This window comes from Bartonella sp. MF74HXZ (assembly GCF_042194445.1).
GTDB classification, from domain to species: domain Bacteria; phylum Pseudomonadota; class Alphaproteobacteria; order Rhizobiales; family Rhizobiaceae; genus Bartonella; species Bartonella grahamii.
Genome location: NZ_JBHIMW010000004.1, coordinates 125,519 through 143,017, shown reverse-complemented (window position 1 = coordinate 143,017; position 17,499 = coordinate 125,519). Strand labels below are relative to the sequence as shown.

At 39.8% G+C, this 17,499-nt stretch carries 22 protein-coding genes and 2 pseudogenes; 17 read left to right on the top strand and 7 right to left on the bottom strand.

Annotated features, from left to right (window positions below; all coding sequences use genetic code 11):
• The first annotated feature begins 7 nt into the window (after positions 1 to 7).
• From ACFIJ8_RS04785 to virB11, 17 genes are all read left to right on the top strand, one after another.
• On the top strand, positions 8 to 331 hold the full coding sequence (locus tag ACFIJ8_RS04785) for a type IV secretion system protein VirB3 (protein ID WP_375617900.1): 324 nt from the start codon (positions 8 to 10) through the stop codon (positions 329 to 331).
• On the top strand, positions 331 to 2,691 hold the full coding sequence (locus ACFIJ8_RS04780) for a VirB4 family type IV secretion/conjugal transfer ATPase (protein WP_375628762.1): 2,361 nt from the start codon (positions 331 to 333) through the stop codon (positions 2,689 to 2,691). The genes ACFIJ8_RS04785 and ACFIJ8_RS04780 overlap by 1 nt, the downstream gene beginning before the upstream one ends.
• A complete protein-coding gene (locus ACFIJ8_RS04775) occupies positions 2,688 to 3,455 on the top strand; it encodes a type IV secretion system protein (protein WP_375628760.1) in 768 nt (255 codons plus the stop codon). The genes ACFIJ8_RS04780 and ACFIJ8_RS04775 overlap by 4 nt, the downstream gene beginning before the upstream one ends.
• A 24-nt stretch (positions 3,456 to 3,479) precedes the next feature.
• Complete coding sequence (locus ACFIJ8_RS04770; RefSeq protein ID WP_273787721.1) at positions 3,480 to 3,746, top strand: EexN family lipoprotein; 267 nt, start codon at positions 3,480 to 3,482, stop codon at positions 3,744 to 3,746.
• The gene (locus tag ACFIJ8_RS04765; RefSeq protein ID WP_273787720.1) at positions 3,746 to 4,132 is read left to right on the top strand and encodes an EexN family lipoprotein; all 387 of its coding nucleotides are present in this window, start codon (positions 3,746 to 3,748) and stop codon (positions 4,130 to 4,132) included. Before ACFIJ8_RS04770 ends, ACFIJ8_RS04765 begins: the two co-directional genes overlap by 1 nt.
• A gap of 2 nt (positions 4,133 to 4,134) precedes the next feature.
• Positions 4,135 to 4,419: an EexN family lipoprotein gene (locus ACFIJ8_RS04760; protein WP_375639110.1), complete on the top strand. Its 285-nt coding sequence runs from the start codon at positions 4,135 to 4,137 to the stop codon at positions 4,417 to 4,419.
• A 63-nt stretch (positions 4,420 to 4,482) separates the two neighbouring features.
• Positions 4,483 to 4,719, top strand: a complete 237-nt coding sequence (locus ACFIJ8_RS04755; RefSeq protein WP_375639109.1) for a hypothetical protein — start codon at positions 4,483 to 4,485, stop codon at positions 4,717 to 4,719.
• A gap of 27 nt (positions 4,720 to 4,746) precedes the next feature.
• Positions 4,747 to 5,097 (top strand): EexN family lipoprotein, encoded by a 351-nt coding sequence (locus ACFIJ8_RS04750; RefSeq protein ID WP_375639108.1) that lies wholly within the window; start codon positions 4,747 to 4,749, stop codon positions 5,095 to 5,097.
• A 293-nt stretch (positions 5,098 to 5,390) separates the two neighbouring features.
• A complete protein-coding gene (locus tag ACFIJ8_RS04745; RefSeq protein ID WP_375639107.1) occupies positions 5,391 to 5,753 on the top strand; it encodes an EexN family lipoprotein in 363 nt (120 codons plus the stop codon).
• A gap of 26 nt (positions 5,754 to 5,779) precedes the next feature.
• The gene (locus tag ACFIJ8_RS04740) at positions 5,780 to 5,998 is read left to right on the top strand and encodes a hypothetical protein (protein WP_375639106.1); all 219 of its coding nucleotides are present in this window, start codon (positions 5,780 to 5,782) and stop codon (positions 5,996 to 5,998) included.
• A gap of 49 nt (positions 5,999 to 6,047) precedes the next feature.
• Positions 6,048 to 6,428 carry an EexN family lipoprotein gene (locus tag ACFIJ8_RS04735; protein ID WP_375639105.1) on the top strand — a complete coding sequence of 127 codons (381 nt, stop codon included), beginning with the start codon at positions 6,048 to 6,050 and terminating at the stop codon, positions 6,426 to 6,428.
• 35 nt (positions 6,429 to 6,463) lie between these two features.
• Positions 6,464 to 7,393 carry a type IV secretion system protein gene (locus tag ACFIJ8_RS04730; protein WP_375639104.1) on the top strand — a complete coding sequence of 310 codons (930 nt, stop codon included), beginning with the start codon at positions 6,464 to 6,466 and terminating at the stop codon, positions 7,391 to 7,393.
• A gap of 1 nt (position 7,394) precedes the next feature.
• Positions 7,395 to 7,679: a type IV secretion protein VblB7 gene (locus ACFIJ8_RS04725; RefSeq protein WP_375639169.1), complete on the top strand. Its 285-nt coding sequence runs from the start codon at positions 7,395 to 7,397 to the stop codon at positions 7,677 to 7,679.
• Positions 7,676 to 8,347, top strand: coding sequence for a virB8 family protein (locus ACFIJ8_RS04720; protein WP_273787711.1), 672 nt, complete (start codon positions 7,676 to 7,678; stop codon positions 8,345 to 8,347). Before ACFIJ8_RS04725 ends, ACFIJ8_RS04720 begins: the two co-directional genes overlap by 4 nt.
• A gap of 2 nt (positions 8,348 to 8,349) precedes the next feature.
• Complete coding sequence (gene virB9 / locus ACFIJ8_RS04715) at positions 8,350 to 9,204, top strand: P-type conjugative transfer protein VirB9 (protein WP_375639103.1); 855 nt, start codon at positions 8,350 to 8,352, stop codon at positions 9,202 to 9,204.
• A 27-nt stretch (positions 9,205 to 9,231) separates the two neighbouring features.
• A complete protein-coding gene (virB10, locus tag ACFIJ8_RS04710; protein WP_273787709.1) occupies positions 9,232 to 10,422 on the top strand; it encodes a type IV secretion system protein VirB10 in 1,191 nt (396 codons plus the stop codon).
• A 9-nt stretch (positions 10,423 to 10,431) separates the two neighbouring features.
• The gene (virB11, locus tag ACFIJ8_RS04705; RefSeq protein ID WP_273787708.1) at positions 10,432 to 11,484 is read left to right on the top strand and encodes a P-type DNA transfer ATPase VirB11; all 1,053 of its coding nucleotides are present in this window, start codon (positions 10,432 to 10,434) and stop codon (positions 11,482 to 11,484) included.
• A gap of 835 nt (positions 11,485 to 12,319) precedes the next feature.
• On the opposite strand, the gene ACFIJ8_RS04700 is transcribed toward virB11, so the two are convergent.
• From ACFIJ8_RS04700 to glmM, 7 genes and pseudogenes are all read right to left on the bottom strand, one after another.
• Positions 12,320 to 12,526: a type II toxin-antitoxin system RelB/DinJ family antitoxin gene (locus ACFIJ8_RS04700; RefSeq protein WP_375639102.1), complete on the bottom strand. Its 207-nt coding sequence runs from the start codon at positions 12,524 to 12,526 to the stop codon at positions 12,320 to 12,322.
• 77 nt (positions 12,527 to 12,603) lie between these two features.
• Complete coding sequence (gene vbhT, locus ACFIJ8_RS04695; protein ID WP_375639101.1) at positions 12,604 to 14,121, bottom strand: type II toxin-antitoxin system protein adenylyltransferase VbhT; 1,518 nt, start codon at positions 14,119 to 14,121, stop codon at positions 12,604 to 12,606.
• A complete protein-coding gene (locus ACFIJ8_RS04690) occupies positions 14,108 to 14,296 on the bottom strand; it encodes an antitoxin VbhA family protein (RefSeq protein WP_273787705.1) in 189 nt (62 codons plus the stop codon). The genes vbhT and ACFIJ8_RS04690 overlap by 14 nt, the downstream gene beginning before the upstream one ends.
• Positions 14,297 to 14,463: 167 nt before the next feature.
• A pseudogene (locus ACFIJ8_RS04685) lies at positions 14,464 to 14,737 on the bottom strand (HigA family addiction module antitoxin).
• A gap of 16 nt (positions 14,738 to 14,753) precedes the next feature.
• Positions 14,754 to 14,861: pseudogene (locus tag ACFIJ8_RS04680) on the bottom strand (type II toxin-antitoxin system RelE/ParE family toxin); the annotation flags it as partial.
• 365 nt (positions 14,862 to 15,226) lie between these two features.
• On the bottom strand, positions 15,227 to 15,349 hold the full coding sequence (locus ACFIJ8_RS04675; RefSeq protein ID WP_375629695.1) for a hypothetical protein: 123 nt from the start codon (positions 15,347 to 15,349) through the stop codon (positions 15,227 to 15,229).
• A gap of 299 nt (positions 15,350 to 15,648) precedes the next feature.
• Entirely contained in the window at positions 15,649 to 17,022 is a 1,374-nt protein-coding gene (gene glmM, locus ACFIJ8_RS04670; RefSeq protein ID WP_375629698.1) for a phosphoglucosamine mutase, read from the bottom strand.
• Positions 17,023 to 17,499: the final 477 nt, after the last annotated feature.

The window sequence follows — 17,499 nt, the reverse complement described above, 5'->3', positions numbered from 1 at the left end:
CAAAGCCATGAAAGAGCACGATAAGCTAACAGAAGATACGTTATTTCTTGCTTGCACGCGCCCTGCAATGATTGCAGGCGTGACGGTGGAAGCTATGGGATTAAATGGGATAGGAACGATGATATTGTTCATTATGGCAGGCAATATTTTTCTTCTAACCTTTGGTGTGATGCTGCATTTCATATTCAAGGAAATCCTAAAGCATGACCATAATAAATTTCGTATTCTTCTGACATGGCAAAAGACATCTATTTTTGCCAGAAATTCGAGTCTATGGGGTGGGGGAAGTATTTCTCCATTACGATTAATTCGTAATTATGAGGAATTATAATGAATAGAACAGAGCGCAAACGTGAAAAGCAGCCAGAGGCGATCATTCCTTACGTGCGCCATGTCAATAAACATATCATTGCGCTGGATTCACGCGCTCTCATGAGCGTTATTAAACTTGAAGGCATTAACTTTGAGACAGCGGATATTATTGATCTGAATGTGCTTCACGAACAGCTCAATAATCTGTTTAAAAACATAGCGGATGAACGGATAGCGCTTTATAGCCATATTATCAGAAAGCGTGAAACCGTTTATCCGGATGGGACTTTCAGATCGGCATTTGCCAAGCAATTAGATGATAAATATCGCGAGCGGATGGTTTCACAGGAGCTTTATCGCAATGATCTTTATCTTTCGATTTTGTGGAATCCACACGTTGATCAAACGGATAAATTAGTGGAGTTTTTCAAACGTTTAGGCAAAGCCAAGCAAGAAAAGACAGAAGTTGATGCAGAGTCCATTCGCAAGCTTGAAGATATTACAACAGATCTTATTCAAAATTTAGAGCGCTATGGTGCAAGAAGACTGAGCCTTTATGAACATGAAGGTAATATTTATTCGCAGCAAAGTGAGTTTATCCACCAATTGGTGGGAGGTCGTCGTGAACGTATCCCCCTCACGTGGGGGACGATAGCTTCGACTGTTTATTCAGACCGTCTCATTTTTGGAAAAGAGATCATAGAAATACGCTATGAGGCGGAACAGCGGTTTGCGGGCATGTTTGGTTGGAAAGAATATCCAGCAAAAACCAGGGTAGGCATGGCGGATGGTTTGCTCACGCTTCCCTTTGAGTTTATTTTCACCCAATCTTTTGTTTTCAAGAGCAAAAACATTGCCAAGCAGATTATGGGGCGCAAACAAAACCAAATGGTCAATGCAGGAGACCGTGCGGGCTCACAAATTATGGAGCTAGATGATGCGCTTGATGATCTTGAATCCAATCGTTTTGTTTTAGGGGAGCATCATTTATCATTGGCAGTTTTTGCTGATACGCCGCAAGAGTTAGCGGATAATCTTGCCAAAGCGCGTTCTCGTCTTACAGATGGTGGGGCTGTGATTGCGCGGGAAGATTTAGGGTTAGCGGCGGCTTGGTGGGCACAATTGCCTGGCAATTATGCTTATCGCACCCGCTCTGGTGCAATAACAAGCCGCAATTATGCAGCGCTTTCTCCTTTTCATTCTTTTCCGGTTGGAAAAATAGATGGCAATGTGTGGGGACCAGCGGTAGCCTTGATGAAAACCTCTGCTGGTTCACCGTTTTATTTTAACTTTCACTTTGGTGATTTAGGCAATACGTTTGTTTGTGGTCCCTCTGGTTCTGGGAAAACGGTTATTGTCAATTTTCTTTTAGCACAACTTCAAAAGCATGATCCCAATATGGTCTTTTTTGACAAAGATCGGGGTGCAGAACTTTTTGTCAGAGCGGGTGGCGGCACTTATATGCCCTTGAAGAATGGTAAACCGACAGGCATAGCACCGCTAAAAGGCTTAGACTATAACAATCCAGCAGATAGAGTTTTTTTACGCCAATGGATTATAAAGCTTGTTTCATCTGAAGATCAAAAGATCAGTGAATCAGAAAGACAAGACATTACGGCGGCTGTTGAGCAGCTTGCCTTGTTGCCAAAAGAACAACGGACGATCTCTGCCTTACAAATGTTTTTTGACACCACGCATAGGGAGGGGATATCGGGTCGTTTAGAAAGATGGTGTAAAGGCAATGCTTTAGGGTGGGTTTTTGACAATCCTGATGACGACATTGGCATTGATGCAAAATTTATTGGTTATGACATGACGGATTTTTTAGACAATGATGAAATTCGTCCACCTTTAATGATGTATCTTTTTCATAGGATTTTGTCTCTGATTGATGGACGTCGTATTATCATTGTCATTGATGAGTTTTGGAAAGCCTTAGAGGATGATTCCTTTAAAGCCTTTGCGCAAGACAGGCTGAAAACTATTCGTAAACAAAATGGTTTGATGTTGTTTGCGACACAATCTCCCAAAGATGCGATTAATTCGACCATTGCTCACACCATTATAGAGCAATGCCCCACACAGATTTATTTTCCCAATCAAAAGGGCAATCATGGGGATTATGTAGAAGGTTTTAAATTATCGGACAGAGAATTTAACCTGATACAATCAGAATTAAGCCGTGAGTCACGGCGTTTTCTCATCAAACAAGGACAAAGTTCAGTTGTAGCAGAACTGAATTTACGGGGCTTTGATGATGAAATAGCCATTTTAAGCGGCACCACCAAGAATATTGAACTCCTAGAGACCATTATGGATGAAGTTGGTGAATCTCCAGAAAAATGGCTTCCTATTTTTCAAGAAAGGTCAAAACAATGAAAAAACTTTTATTGGCAACAGCTCTTTGCGCAATTTCTTTTGGACCTCAAGCAAATGCATTTGGAGGTGGCCCCTTTGATTATAAAATACTGCTGGAAAATATAAAGCAATACGAAAAATTGACAGAACAAGTTGCAAAAGCAGAACAGCAAGTTCAACAAGGTGCACAACAGCTTGAGCAATTAAAGAGCCAACTCGATCAAGCGAAACAATTATATAACTCCTTGAATGTCAAGCCTGACATCTCGGTATTGAAAGACATGTTTAACAAGCAAGGGAGCAGTGGCGCCCTTCCTTCAGATTTTAACCACTTTCAACAATCGATGGGCAGTGGCGGCGGTGGTGGCGGTGGCGGCAGCAAAAACACGCAAAAATGGCAAGAAGAACTCTTATACAAAGAGCCCGCGGGGGGTGCAGGATCAAAAGAAGCAGTAGATGCTTTTTACGCACAAGAAGTGAAAAAAGCCGAACAGCGCATAGTAGGAGAAGCGGCAAAAGGCCAAGACGTCTACGAAGAAGCCAGTGAAACACAAAAAAACATTACCAAGCTCCTTGACGAACTTGGAAGTACTAAAGATGCGGGTAAAATTCAAGGCATTCAAGCACAATTAGCAGCGGTACAAGCAGACCTCCAAACAAAAATACTCCAAATGCAAGCTGCCATGATGATTCAACAAGCGGAAGAAAAAGCGGCAGAAAAACGTGAAGCGGAAGAATTTAGTGCACGATACAGAGCTTTGGCCAAAAAACTGCGTGGTCAATAAACGAGAAAAAAGAGGGGCTTGAATATGAACAAGATCATCATAACAACATTGCTACTTTGCACAGGGCTGATCACGGCTGGTTGTGAAAAAACCTACAGCGTAGAAGAACTTAAAAAAAATAAAAAACTGATGGAAGAAGTATTAGTGAAATGTTTGACGTCAGGGGATTTGAATTCGAAAAATTGTAAAAATGCAGAGCAAGCTGAATTTGAAACCCGTAAAAAATGGAGAGGCTTTGGCTCGACAAATGACGATAAACAAGAATCTGAAAAGAAACAGGACAATAAATAATGAATAAAGTTCTCATAACAACATTGCTACTTTGCACAGGGCTCATCACAGCTGGATGTGAAAAAACCTATAGCGTCGCAGAATTTAAAAAAAATGAAAAATTGATGGAAGAATGGGGAGCAAGATGTGGATGGTCAGGAACTTCAAAAAATTGTGAAAACCTAAGAGTAGCAGCTTTAGAACTTGAAAAGGAACGTCGGAAAAAAGCTGAAGAAGAAAACCGTAAACTAGATGAAAAATTTAAAGCTGAACAAAAAGCTTGGATTGAAAAAATGAGAGCTGAGAATGAAAAATTCCGAGCTGAACAAAAAGCAAAAGAGCGCGCTGAAGAAGAACGTAAAGCAGAAGAGCGCGCTAAAGCTAAACAACAACAGGACAGTCATTAATCATGAATAAAGTTCTCATAACAACATTGCTACTTTGCACAGGGCTCATCACAGCTGGATGTGAAAAAACCCATAGCGTCGCTGAATTTAAAAAAGATAAAAATTTACGCGATGAATGGAGACGTAAGTGTGGATGGACAGGAGATTCACAAAATTGTAAAAATTTAGAAAAAGCAATAGAAGAAGTACGTCAAGAAAATTTTGATAACTATCTAAATAAATATCGTAAAAATGACGATAAACAAAAAATGAAAGAACAATCTGAAAAGAAAGAGGACAGTAATTAAATCATAAAAATTTGACTCCGTATGGAACACGAACCCCATATGATAAGGAGCGGAGGAAAGACAATGGCAGCGTATGATATATTTACCAAGATAGACAACGGATTGATGGAGCCCCCTACAGGAACAATGGATAAAGCCATTACACATCGCTATTGCGCTTTAGCTGCTCAACTTAAAGAACCTTACAGGCTATACAATAGATTTATGGCGAGATTATGTCGCTGCCCTAGATTTATCATCACTGGTTATAAAAAACCGATAACACAAGCAGAATTTAAAGATTGTGCTCAAAACTTGTAAAACTGAAAGGAAAAAGGGGAAATATTGATGAATAAAGTTCTCATAACAACATTGCTACTTTGCACAGGGCTTATGGCTGCTGGTTGTGAAAAAACCTATAGCGTCGCAGAATTTAAAAAAAATCCAAAATTATTTGATGAATGGGTCACGAGATGTGGAGGGATAGGAACTTCAAAAAATTGTGAAAACCTAAGAGTAGCAGGCGCTGAACTTGAGAAAGAACGTCAGGCAAAAGTTGAAGAAGAAAATCGCAAAAGAGATGAAGAATTTAAAGCTAAAATGAAGGCTAAACTTGAAAAAATGGAGGCTGAGACTAAAAAAATACTAGAAGAACAAAGAGCGAAAGAGCGCGCTGAACAACAACAAAATAACAATTAAATTATAAAAATACACAACGAATAGCGGAGCATCTCAATGGCAGTAGAAAGCAAAGGCATATTTTCTTATATCGACAATATGTTGATGGAGCCCCTTACAAAAACAATGGATAGCATCTATTGCGCTTTAGCTGCTCAACTTAAAGAACCTTACAGGCTATACAATAGATTTATGGCAACATTATGTCTGTGCCCTAGATTTATCATCACTGGTTATAAAAAACCGATAACCTAGCATAATTTAAAAATTGTGCTCAAAACTTGTAAAACTGAAAGGAAAAAGGGGAAATATTGATGAATAAAGTTCTCATAACAACATTGCTGCTTTGCACAGGGCTCATCACAGCTGGATGTGAAAAAACTTACAGCGTCGCAGAATTTAAAAAAGATAAAAATTTACGCCTAGAATGGGATGCGAAATGTGGATTTGCAGGAACTTCAAAAAATTGTGAAAACATGCGGTTAGCATTTTTAGAACTTCAGAAAGAGTATGAAGCAAAAGCAGCAGAAAGAAGTCGTAAAATTGAAGAAGAAAATCGCAAATCAATGGAAAAATTGAAAGCTGAACAAGACGCTTGGATTGAAAAAATGAGAGCTAAACGAGAAGCAAGAGAACGCGCTAAAAGAGAAGCTGAACAACAACAAAATAACCATTAAGACACGATAAATAACGGAGCATCTAAATGGCAATAGTAACCAAAGGCGTATTTACTGACATAGATGATATGTTGATGAATCCCATTACAAAGACAATGGATAGCACCATTACACATCGCTATTGCGCTTTAGCTGCTCAACTTAAAGAGCTTTGTGCACTTTATAATATATTTATGGCAAGATTATGTCGCTGCCCTAGATTTATCATCACTGGTTATAAAAAACCAGAACATAGCAGAATTTAAAAAATGTGCTCAAAACTTGTAAAACTGAAAGGAAAAAGGGGAAATATTGATGAATAAAGTTCTCATAACAACATTGCTACTTTGCACAGGGCTCATCACAGCTGGTTGTGAAAAAACTTATAGCGTCGCAGAATTTAAAAAAAATCCAACGTTGATGGAAGAGTGGATTGCTAAATGTGGATTAGCAGGAACTGCAAAAAATTGTGAAACCCTAAGATTAGCACAACTTGAACTTGAAAAGGAATATGAAGCAAAAGCTGAAGAAAGAGCTCGTAAAGCTCAAGAAAGCCTTCATGAAGCATTTGAAAAAACTAGAGCTGAAATGAAGGCTAAACTTGCAAGAAGAAGAGCTGAACTAGAAGCAAAAGAACGCGCAAAAGCCGAACAAGAAGCAAAAGAGCGCGCTGAACAACAACAAAATAACAATTAAATTATAAAATACACAACAAATAGCGGAGCATCTAAATGGCAATAGAAACCAACGGTGTATTTACCGAAATAGACAATATGTTGATGGATCCCCTTGCAGAGGTAATGGATAACTCCATTAAAAGTCTTTCATCAAGTTTAGGTGCTCCGCTTAAGCTATCTTGTACAATCTACATTATATTTATGGGATACAATATCATCTATGGGCGTTCTTCCATGCCTCTGTGGGAGTTTATAGCGACAACTTTCAAACTTGGCATCATTGTTGCACTCGCCACAAATGCCGCTTACTACAATACGTGGGTCAGGGATATATTTTTCAATGATCTGCCGAATGCCATTTCAAATGTCACACAAGGTGCAGCACACTCGGATAAAAATGTATGGGACAGTATGATGAACCAAGCTGCTGCACACGTTTTTGATGCAGCAGACAAAGCTGGAATATTGTCAATGGGTAAATTTCTTGCCGCATGGATTGCTGGTCTTATCTGCTTAGGAATTGCTGCCTTTTTTTGTATCATTGGTTTTATCGTCTCATTAGTGGCGAAACTGGGTTTATTTCTTGTCATATCAATAGGGCCTCTTTTCATAAGCCTCTATATGTTTTCATCAACAAGAAGGTTTACAGAAGCATGGTTAAATCAAACAGTAAACTTCATCATACTTCAGGTATTAGTCGTGTTGCTTGGTGGTTTGTATGTCAATATTTCGATAAACATTTTTTCAAGAGGTCTCGACGATATCATGATTTCTTTAATTCAATTCTTAGTTGTCGGCATCTGTGGTATTTACCTTTTCTTCCATTTACCTGGCATTGCTTCCGCTTTAGCCTCTGGGGGAGCCTCCCTTACAGGAGCAACAAAATTAGGAGCAGACGTAATAAAAACGATTATGAAAGGCAGTAACCAGTTAGAAAATTTTTTCAAACAAATATTGAATAAAAAGTTTAGGAAAGGACACTAGGATAGTGTTAAAAAAAATTGGGGTCATCTTACCATTTCTCTTTCTCAGTGGCTGTGTATCCTCACCAAACACACTGAAGTCACTCCCAAAGTGTGATGGATATTCTAAACGTCCACTCAACAGATCAATGTGGAATTGGGAAGGGAAAAAACCCACGCCCACGCCCATTATCATCAGTAACAACACCCCTTCACCCCTAAAAGAAGGGAAGCTGGAAACGCTTCTGGCACAAAAATTAACGGATGAAGAAATCAAATCTTACAAAAATTGCGGGCAAAAAGCATGAAAGAAAAAGACATAGAACAATACATTGCTGAAGCGCGCTCGTTTGATCAAGATCGCATGCTCGCCTCACGCCGCACCACCCGCGTCTCGCTTGCCATTGCCGGCATCGCGGTTGCTGTTGCAATAATGTCTTCTCTCGCGGTCATCACCCTCACACCCCTTAAAACCGTGGAACCTTTTGTCATCCGTGTGGACAATTCAACCGGCATTGTTGAAGTTGTGGAAGCCTTAAAAGAAGGTCCCACCAATGTCGACGAAGCAATCACACGCTACTTTGCTGCAAAATATGTCCGCTCCCGTGAAGGCTTCACCACAGAAGAAACACAACACAACTTCCAAACAGTATCCCTCCTCTCTTCTTCTGAAGAACAGGAAAGATTTGCCAGCTGGTATGGAGCAAGAAATCCCCAAAGTCCTCAAATTCTCTATAAAAACGCCGCTGTTACAATAACAATAAAATCAATCTCCTTTATCAATGACGATGTTGCCCAAGTGCGTTACTACAGAACCATTCATAACAATGAAAACAACAGAGAATTCATCACCCACTGGGTTGCAACACTCACCTTTGAATACATCAATGCCCCTATCTCTGTCCAAAACCGTTTGATAAATCCTCTAGGGTTTATTGTTAGTGAATATAGAACCGATCCGGAAGTGGTCAACTGATCATGACAAAAAAAATTCTTTTTCTCATTCTTAACATCGCTATTACCCTTTCTCCTATAGCCTTGAGCCATGCCAGTATTTTTCCCACCCGTGCGCCAAGCGATAGCCGCATTCGCTTTATCAACTATGATGCCTATAATGTCACAAAAATTATTGGCTCTATACGCTCATCGGTACAAATAGAATTTTCTCCCAATGAAGAAATTGCCCATGTGGCAATTGGCAACAGCGTTGCATGGGAAGTCGCTCCCGCTGGCAATATTCTTTTCCTTAAAGCCCGAGAAGTCCAACCCATTACCAATCTCCAAGTCGTCACCACAAAGCTTGATGGCTCAAAGCGCTCCTATCAATTTGAACTCATGGTCAAAGATGGGGAAATTTCATCTGGACAAGAAACATATTTCCTTGTGAAATTTCGCTACCCACAAGAAGAAGCAGAACAAAGAAGACTCGCAGCCCTTATGCGACAAGAAAAACAACAAGCCCAGCGTATTGATAATGTCTTCAACGCTTCTGAAACCTACGGACCACGCAATTGGGCTTACACCGCTCAAGGATCAAGCACGCTCGAACCCGCCTCCGTTTATGACAATGGCAAAACAACAACATTTACATTTCCCGACAACCAAGAAATCCCTGCCATTTACATTGTCAGCAATGACGGTACAGAATCGCTGGTTCCCAAAACCACAAGAGGCAACATGGTGATTGTCCATGCCATTAGCGCACGCTTCACCCTAAGACAGGGAAAAAACGTCCTATGCGTCTTTAACGAAGCCTATCAACCAAAAGGCACAAATCCAAATACCGGAACAACCTCACCATCTGTTGAACGTAAAATTGCATCAGATCTTTAAATAAGCGGGAATTGAAGGGGACAACACATGAGTGATAAACCAATCATCGAAGATCGAGGATCTATTGGGGATGGCAAAAACAATAGCGCCAAAACCGCCGGCAAAAAAATAGTTGTCGCAATTGCCTGTATAGGAATCTGCGGCTATGTGCTCTGGAACATCTTATCCACCCCCACAGAACAAAAAGACACCGCAAAAGCTCATAAAAAACAAGCACAAAACTTTCACAATTCCCTCGCCCCTTTAGAGCTCGCGCCCTCTGACCCGCGTGCAAACATAGCACCAATAACCTTACCACCCCCACAACCACTCGCACAAGAACCCAAAAAAGATGACCCATTACTTGATGCCGCAAGACGCGCCCCTGTTTTAGCTTTTGCCAAAGGTTCTCAATCTCAATTAAAAGACATTGTCAACACGACTCTCAACCCCTTTGACAAACTCCATGCCCTTGAAAATCTCGCAAATGCGCAAAATTCTCCTGCCCTTCAAGACACACAAAATTTTGCGACCCTATTAAAGCCTACCAAAACAGAAGAAGCAAAAGCAAAAGCAAAACTCATCGGCAATAGAAACTTTATCATCGCCATGGGAACCTCTATCCCCTGTATCTTAGAAACCGCATTAAACAGTGAGCAACCAGGCTTTGCAAGCTGCATCATCAACCGTGATATCCTCTCTGACAATGGGCGCGTTGTTTTGCTTGATAAAGGAACCCAAGTGATTGGCGAATACCGCGGAGGGATAAAACAAGGTCAATCTCGCCTCTTTGTACTCTGGACAAGAGCAAAAACCCCAACCGGTGTCATCATCGACCTTGCCTCACCCGCAACCGACAGTTTAGGCAGAGCCGGGTTTGATGGCAACATCAACACCCATTGGTGGGAACGCTTTGGCTCTTCCCTTTTGTTGACCGTTATTGATGGTGCCACAACAGTTTTAACAAATAAAATAGTAGGCAATTCCAATAAAGAAGGTTCAAACAACTCTGGAGGCGGCGGTTTTGAAGGCGCAAACAACACTGGAAAAGATGCCGCCAGTATTGCCCTTGAAAATCAAATCAATATCCCTCCTACCTTAGAAAAATTTCAAGGCGAACTGGTCAACATTTTCGTAGCAAAAGATCTCGATTTTTCCTCTGTCTATAAACTAGTCGTAAAGAGCAAAAGAAACCGCTCTACTCCCGGCTATTCCTTTTTTCATTCTCAAGTTCAATAAAGTCACATTATGCCATCAGCAAAAAATGCAGAACGCGCCTCCATCGTCTTAACAAAATTAAAGATCTTAGATGATTTCCTCAATGATGAAAATTTATTTGAAATTGTTGTCAATCGCCCCGGCGAAGTAATCGTTGAGGGTCCCAACGGTTGGCAAACCCACATCTTAAAAGAACTAACCTACAGCGAACTAGAAGGGATTGCGAAAGTTGTTGCTGCCTACACAACACAAAAAATCAGTGTAGAAAACCCCGTTCTCTCCGCAACACTGCCAAACAACGAACGCATACAAATTGTTATGCCTCCAGCTGTTGCAGCCAATACCATTAGCATGACCATTCGTAAACCTTCATCACGCACTTTTTCTCTTGAAAGTTTACATGAAAACAATCTGTTTTCTGTCGCTCAAAACACCAGTTTCACACCCACGCAACAAATGACAGAACGGTTATCCGAACTCTCTGATACAGACAAAGAGCTAACAGATCTCTTTATCGCCAAAGACTTTTGCACCTTTTTAGAAAAAGCCGTTATTACACAACAAAATATCTTAATATCGGGCAAAACCGGTTCCGGGAAAACAACCCTCTCCAAAGCTTTGATTGCAAAAATCCCTGACTATGAACGAATTCTCACCATTGAAGACACCCCAGAACTTGTCGTTCCGCACGCCAACAAAGTGCAGCTCTTTTATTCAAAAGATAACCAAGGCTTAGCAAAAGCAGGTGCAAAAGAACTGCTTGAATCTGGCTTACGCATGCGCCCCGACAGAATCCTTCTACAAGAGCTGCGTGATGGTACAGCCTTTTACTACATCCGTAATGTCAACTCTGGTCACCCCGGCTCCATTACCACCGTCCACGCCTCAACAGCACTTGCAGCCTTCGAACAAATGACCCTTTTAGTCAAAGAAAGTGACGGTGGTGGTAATTTAGCACGCGATGATATCCGCGGCTTATTAATCTCGATGATTGATGTCATCATCCAATGCAAACGCCTCGAAGGAAAATTTCGTGTAACAGAAATCTATTACGATCCTTTCAAACGCCGTGATGCTTTTTAAAAAACGCAACCCTCACACCCCTTTTATACCAATAGAGCTTTCTTAAAAACACGATTATAAGCCGCGGATATCATCGCGTGCTAAATTACCACCATAGCTTCAGATTCATTTTCAATAATCGAAAGCAAAAAGCAAAAAGAAGTAAAAATATCACCTCCATTCCCAATCACGAATGCGCCCCACAGAAAAACCACAACGTGCCGAAAATGATATCTATAACCCAATATCTTTTCTGATTTTTTTTGACATCAATATTTGCAGGAATATCGATACAAAATTTAGTATCAGTTTCACCTTTAGCTTCAGACAAAAGCTTCACAAACACCTTTTAATATACGAGGTCCTGCTTTATTTGCCTTATCCATTATTATTTTTTTCGATATTCATCGAGAAGCGCAGTTAAATTTTTCTTCAATGCATTCCTCTCTGATTTTGCCAAATTGCCTCAAGATGATTGACTGTACACATCTTCGATCAACACCGGAATATTTTGACCACCCCAAAAGGATATAACCCTATATCCCCCCTCTTTTACCCTTATGCTTTTAAACCTGACATTCCCTAGCTTCCTCTCGTACCTTCCACAAGATCACCAGCATCTGAATGAGTAGCAATAAAAGAAACAATATCAAATAATTTTTCAGGCGATAGGCTTTCTTCTTTTGCAGAAATTCAATAAGCTGCCATTTCAATCACTGTTTGCGTACATCATTCAATATATGAACCCCATAACGATAATGATGTAAATTAAAAGCTAATTTGAAGTGAATGATCAAAAATATCAAATATCCAAATGACGAAACAAATCTTACTTATCTTTAGCAATACATATCTCTTAACCCTTATCACTTTTCTCAAAAGTTTTAAGCGTTTCCGCATTAGGAATATACATATCAAACGGCAATCCCTTTTCATAAACAACTTTTGTCAAAACAATACGGATAAAATCAGACACCGTAAGTCCTAAGCTTGCTAATATTTCACCGGATTTTTTTAACGTCTTATCTATGCGGGATCGTATAACATCTTTTGTCACCCCCACATTAAACCTCCTTTGATTACCTCTCTTTTACCGTATGGCTTAATAGGGCTTATACAGCATAAGGCTTATCCTTGCCCTCACCGTATCACATCTCTTGATCTTGCACGCGCTATTGCGTTGATTTTCTCCTGTTGTCTCTGTTGCAAAAATTTAACCGCCATTTGAAACTCTTTTATGCGTTCTTTATTATAAGACTGTTCTTTGGGGATTGCTTTTGATAAATCAAAACCATATTTATGAATGGCATCATGTCCAAAACGTTTATCTAAAGCACTTTGTAGCTTTAAAAACTCTTTATTAACCTGCTCTGGTATCTTTAAATAACTATCACAACCAGCTTCAACATTTTTCATAAAAGTCACTGCTTCTTGTGAAAGCGACGGAACCTCTACTTTTAACTGTTCACGCTCCCGTGTAACCCTATCCATATGTGTCTCATAAGAATTCTTATAAAAGGATTGAAGCGCTCTCATAGTAGAAACAGCAAGAGGAACATGATAAAGCGCTTCTTTTCGTTCTTTTCCTGTAGCCTTCAATTTATCGATAAAACGATCTGATCCACGCAGTTCGCCTGCTCTATCAGGTGCCCTATCCAAAATATCAGAGAGTTTATCGCCTTTACCTGCTAAAATTGTTTGCTCAATCCTAAGCGCAGCCTCTTGTGGATCTCTATAAATAAATGCTAAACGACTGTTTAACTCCTTAAACATATTAACATAAGATTTTTCATTCCTAAGAGCGCTTAGCGCTTTCTGTTCTAGATTAGAGTTATCTATATAAGCCGCAAGGTATGGCTCTCGTTCTGTTGCTTTTGCAACAACATTCAAATCATTTTGTAATTGTTCAAGTTCTTCTTTTTGACGTTTAGCAAAACTTGTCTTTTCTCTATCCCAAGGAGTTTCAATCTTCTCTTTTTGTTGTTCCAAGCACTCTTTATTAAGATCAACGCCAAAAGCAATATTTTTGCCAATACCTTGAGAAACATCATCCCTTTTATTTTCTGTAAACTTGGTAAGGTTCTTATAGATGAGTGCAGACAGATATTCTGAATTACCAAAATGTGCTTCAATTGACGCACGTGTCATTTCTTGTCGCTCAATACCCTTCCAGTTGATATGATAACCAGCTTCACGAGCCAGTTGCACCATAAATTCACGCTGAGTACGCCCATTCCCCTCTCGAAACGGATGCAACGCATTCAACTCGCCCATGTAATACCCAGCCCTTTGGCTAAAGTCATAAGCGCCAAGACCACACAAATACTGTTCTTTTGCAAGCTTTTGTGTAATCTTCGGTGCATAACTTTCAATCTGATTATAACTAGCAAACATACTATTGCCTTTGGCAATATCCACTAAACGAACTTGTCCCGCCCATTCATATATGTCACCAAACAGTCTTCTATGGATCTCTTTCATGTAATTCAGATCAAACTCACCACGAATAGGAGTATGTACAAATTCGAAAGATTTTACATAAGAAATCGTAGATTCTACACGTTGCAGTGTGGCTTTGTCTTTAATACCAAGCCGATTATACATCACACCAGTTTCAAGATCAGTATAAGGATCACCGCTTCCCTTATACTTCCCCACGTTTTACCCGCTCCATATAATCTTTGATGATATCACTTATTTCAAGCTCACCTATAATATAACGCTCTACTTGAGCAACAACCAGCGGATCTGGCTCTAATCCCTCTAAACGTTGGCTTGCCAATGCATTTTCAGCATCGAGGCGACGCAGCTTAATTTCCTCTTCACTCAACATATAAAACCCTCCTTTGCTTATATTTATTATAGCCAAACAGACTACAGAAACAAGATTTTATCCTTATCTTACCGTGTTCACATCTTTTGATTTTGTACGCTCATACGCATGATTTAGCTCTTGTATACGTCTCTGTTGCAAAAACTTAACTGCCATTTGAAACTCTTTTATGCAATCTTGATCATGAGACTGTTGTTAAGGATTTTTTTTGATAGATCATAATTTGTTTGCATAGCAAGCCAAGCACGTGCTGTGCTTACACCAGACATTTCAAGCCTAATAGCAAGATTAGCACTCATAGCGGCTTTTCCATTTAAAACTCTAGAGAAAGTGCCACTCGAGAATACCAAGCCGCTCTGCTGCTTCATTAACGGATAAACCAAGCTCTTTGATCACATCTTCACACAATAATTCATCGAGATATGAAAGATTCTTCATCATTGTTTGGATCTCCTTTTTAATGATAATCTAGATAATCGACCATTTCGACATCTATGCTATCGAAGCGAAATATTACACGACAGTTTCCATTTACAGTAATTGACCAATAACCTTCGAGACCGCCCTTTAGTAAAGGTAGTCAAAAAGACGAAAAATTTAAATCATTTAGCGATATAGCAACTTCAAAGACACCCAGAATACGCTTCAATTTTTGAGCATGGGCGGTGCTAAACCCTTTAGTCGTACCAGTATTATAGCAGGCTTCAATCCTTTTATGTTTAAATCTTAAAAGCATAAATTAATATAGAGTGTAACCCTCCAAGATACAAAAAATGTTCATAATTTTTACATCACAGGGCTTTTTTTACTTTATAAATATTAGAACTGTCGTGAAAAAAATTGATCATTCTCATTTCTTTCTAATTATTCTACTCATTATCGGAAAAGTATAAGTTTATAATTAGGGGAGCTAAACGTAATAGGAGCGCATCATATCCCCAATTGGCAGCTGAACTTAGAAACATAACGACGATATAACCAATGGCCCATTGCTGTTTGATGTTCATAAGGATCTGCCCCCGCTGTATATCCAGCAAAAAGAATGAATAACACTAATAAACTCCCCCCTGCTATAAACTCTGTTAAAATAATAACTAGTTTACGAATAAGCAAAAGAAAAAGGAAAATCAAAAAAAGGTATATTTTAAATATCTTACGAACTATAGAACACTCTACGCGTTATATTTATGAGAACTCTATTTTTCTCTTTTTTATTTAATTGATTAGTAAATAGAGTATCAATTACCGTTATTACATCACTAACATAGCTACCATACCTTTTGTAATTGCCAACATCCCGCATTACAATAAGACCTTTATCAAAAGATGATCTGATAATTTTCTCAAAAAATTCAAGATTCCTCAAGTGCAGTACCCATGCGTACATCATGATGAATAATAACATCCACCAACTCTGTCACGACCGTGTCCAATACTTCTCGTGCATCGCCTTCAGCCATAAGGCGGATAACCGGCTCAGTTCCAGAAGCGCGGATCACCAGCCGAGCCTCTTTTCCCAACCGCTTCTCTGCTTGATCAATGGCCGCTTTGACTGGATTTTTTTTCAGTACATTTTTATTTTTAATCGTTACATTTTTTAAAATTTGCGGTACAGGTTCAAACCGTTTACACAATTGGCTCATAGGGCTTTGACTTTCCTTCATACAGGCTAAAATCTGCAATGCAGCCACCAAGCCATCACCCGTTGTACCAAAATCACTAAGCACAATATGCCCAGAAGCCTCACCACCAACATTATATCCCTTTTGGCGCATGGCATCGACAACATAACGATCTCCAACATTTGTCCTTACAAGGTGCAACCCTTTACTGTTCAAGAAACGCTCCAGTCCAAGATTTGACATAATCGTTGTGACAACACCATTGCACCGTAATCGTCCCATTTTATGCCAATTTTCAGCAATTACAGCAATCAACTGATCTCCATCAACCGTTTGTGCTTTTTCATCAACAATGAGAACACGATCTCCATCTCCATCAAGAGCAATCCCCACATCAGCACGCACTTCATGCACTTTTCGTTTTAAAGAGCTTAAATCGGTTGATCCACATTTTTGATTAATATTGGTACCATTGGGCTCATCATGAATAGCAAAAACCTCAGCCCCCAATTCCCATAAAGCACGGGGAGCAGCTTTATAAGCAGCCCCATTGGCACAATCCACAACAATACGCAAAGCATCTAAGCGAACATCACGCGGCAAAGTTCGTTTGGCATATTCAATATAACGATAAATATCCCCCTCAACCCGTTTTGCATAACCAATTTCGGCAGAACTTGCTAAAGACTTTGAAAGATCTGTATCGATCAATTGTTCAATTTTCGCTTCCATATCATCTGAAAGTTTAAAACCATCAGGACCAAAAAGTTTAATTCCATTATCATAGAACGGATTATGAGAAGCAGAAATCATCACCCCAAGATCCGCTCGCAAAGAGCGGCAAAGCATTGCAACAGCAGGTGTTGGCACTGGCCCCAATAAAAAAGCTTCCATCCCCGCAGCAGTCAACCCTGAAACCAAAGCATTCTCCAACATATAGCCAGATAATCGTGTATCCTTGCCAATCACCACACGACGTGATTGATGTTGTGAGCGGAATAAAACCCCTACAGCCATCCCCACCTTCATGGCAAAATCGGGTGTCATAGGAAATGAATTGGCTTTCCCCCGAATTCCATCTGTACCAAAATATTTTTGCACCATGCCTCTTTCCTTTAATATATAATTCTTCCCTTGGCTTTTCTTTAAAACCCTAACAAGCCCCCTTGGTACAATAGTCCCCCTCCCCATATAACATCAGATCATTGATCTAAACCTTCATGCATTTAGACAATCAAAAATCCTATTCATCATCTACACATCTAAACCCCTCTCAACCAATTATGTTCACACCCTCATACATAAAAGCAATATTATCTCCTCAAAATGCTTTACACATCTCCTGAACACAACCAAAGGATAATCTCACACATTTGCTAAATCCGTAAAAAACCCCAGCACCTAACCTCAAACCTTACCAAATCCGCAAGGAAATCTATCGCCCAGCCTCAAACCTTGCTAAATCCGTAAAGAAAATACCACCTCGCCTTGTAGCCTGCTAAAACTATCATCATACAACAGCTTTGCTTAATTTTTTGCTTCCATATTTTTGCAAATACTACATTAAAGGCGCAAGCTTTG

Excerpts from the sequence above, each read along its gene's own strand:
- ACFIJ8_RS04785 (WP_375617900.1), top strand. The coding sequence starts at position 8 with ATGAAAGAGCACGATAAGCTAACAGAAGATACGTTATTTCTTGCTTGC.
- ACFIJ8_RS04780 (WP_375628762.1), top strand. The coding sequence starts at position 331 with ATGAATAGAACAGAGCGCAAACGTGAAAAGCAGCCAGAGGCGATCATT.
- ACFIJ8_RS04775 (WP_375628760.1), top strand. The coding sequence starts at position 2,688 with ATGAAAAAACTTTTATTGGCAACAGCTCTTTGCGCAATTTCTTTTGGA.
- ACFIJ8_RS04770 (WP_273787721.1), top strand. The coding sequence starts at position 3,480 with ATGAACAAGATCATCATAACAACATTGCTACTTTGCACAGGGCTGATC.
- ACFIJ8_RS04765 (WP_273787720.1), top strand. The coding sequence starts at position 3,746 with ATGAATAAAGTTCTCATAACAACATTGCTACTTTGCACAGGGCTCATC.
- ACFIJ8_RS04760 (WP_375639110.1), top strand. The coding sequence starts at position 4,135 with ATGAATAAAGTTCTCATAACAACATTGCTACTTTGCACAGGGCTCATC.
- ACFIJ8_RS04755 (WP_375639109.1), top strand. The coding sequence starts at position 4,483 with ATGGCAGCGTATGATATATTTACCAAGATAGACAACGGATTGATGGAG.
- ACFIJ8_RS04750 (WP_375639108.1), top strand. The coding sequence starts at position 4,747 with ATGAATAAAGTTCTCATAACAACATTGCTACTTTGCACAGGGCTTATG.
- ACFIJ8_RS04745 (WP_375639107.1), top strand. The coding sequence starts at position 5,391 with ATGAATAAAGTTCTCATAACAACATTGCTGCTTTGCACAGGGCTCATC.
- ACFIJ8_RS04740 (WP_375639106.1), top strand. The coding sequence starts at position 5,780 with ATGGCAATAGTAACCAAAGGCGTATTTACTGACATAGATGATATGTTG.
- ACFIJ8_RS04735 (WP_375639105.1), top strand. The coding sequence starts at position 6,048 with ATGAATAAAGTTCTCATAACAACATTGCTACTTTGCACAGGGCTCATC.
- ACFIJ8_RS04730 (WP_375639104.1), top strand. The coding sequence starts at position 6,464 with ATGGCAATAGAAACCAACGGTGTATTTACCGAAATAGACAATATGTTG.
- ACFIJ8_RS04720 (WP_273787711.1), top strand. The coding sequence starts at position 7,676 with ATGAAAGAAAAAGACATAGAACAATACATTGCTGAAGCGCGCTCGTTT.
- virB9 (WP_375639103.1), top strand. The coding sequence starts at position 8,350 with ATGACAAAAAAAATTCTTTTTCTCATTCTTAACATCGCTATTACCCTT.
- virB10 (WP_273787709.1), top strand. The coding sequence starts at position 9,232 with ATGAGTGATAAACCAATCATCGAAGATCGAGGATCTATTGGGGATGGC.
- virB11 (WP_273787708.1), top strand. The coding sequence starts at position 10,432 with ATGCCATCAGCAAAAAATGCAGAACGCGCCTCCATCGTCTTAACAAAA.
- ACFIJ8_RS04690 (WP_273787705.1), bottom strand. The coding sequence starts at position 14,296 with ATGTTGAGTGAAGAGGAAATTAAGCTGCGTCGCCTCGATGCTGAAAAT.
- glmM (WP_375629698.1), bottom strand. The coding sequence starts at position 17,022 with ATGGTGCAAAAATATTTTGGTACAGATGGAATTCGGGGGAAAGCCAAT.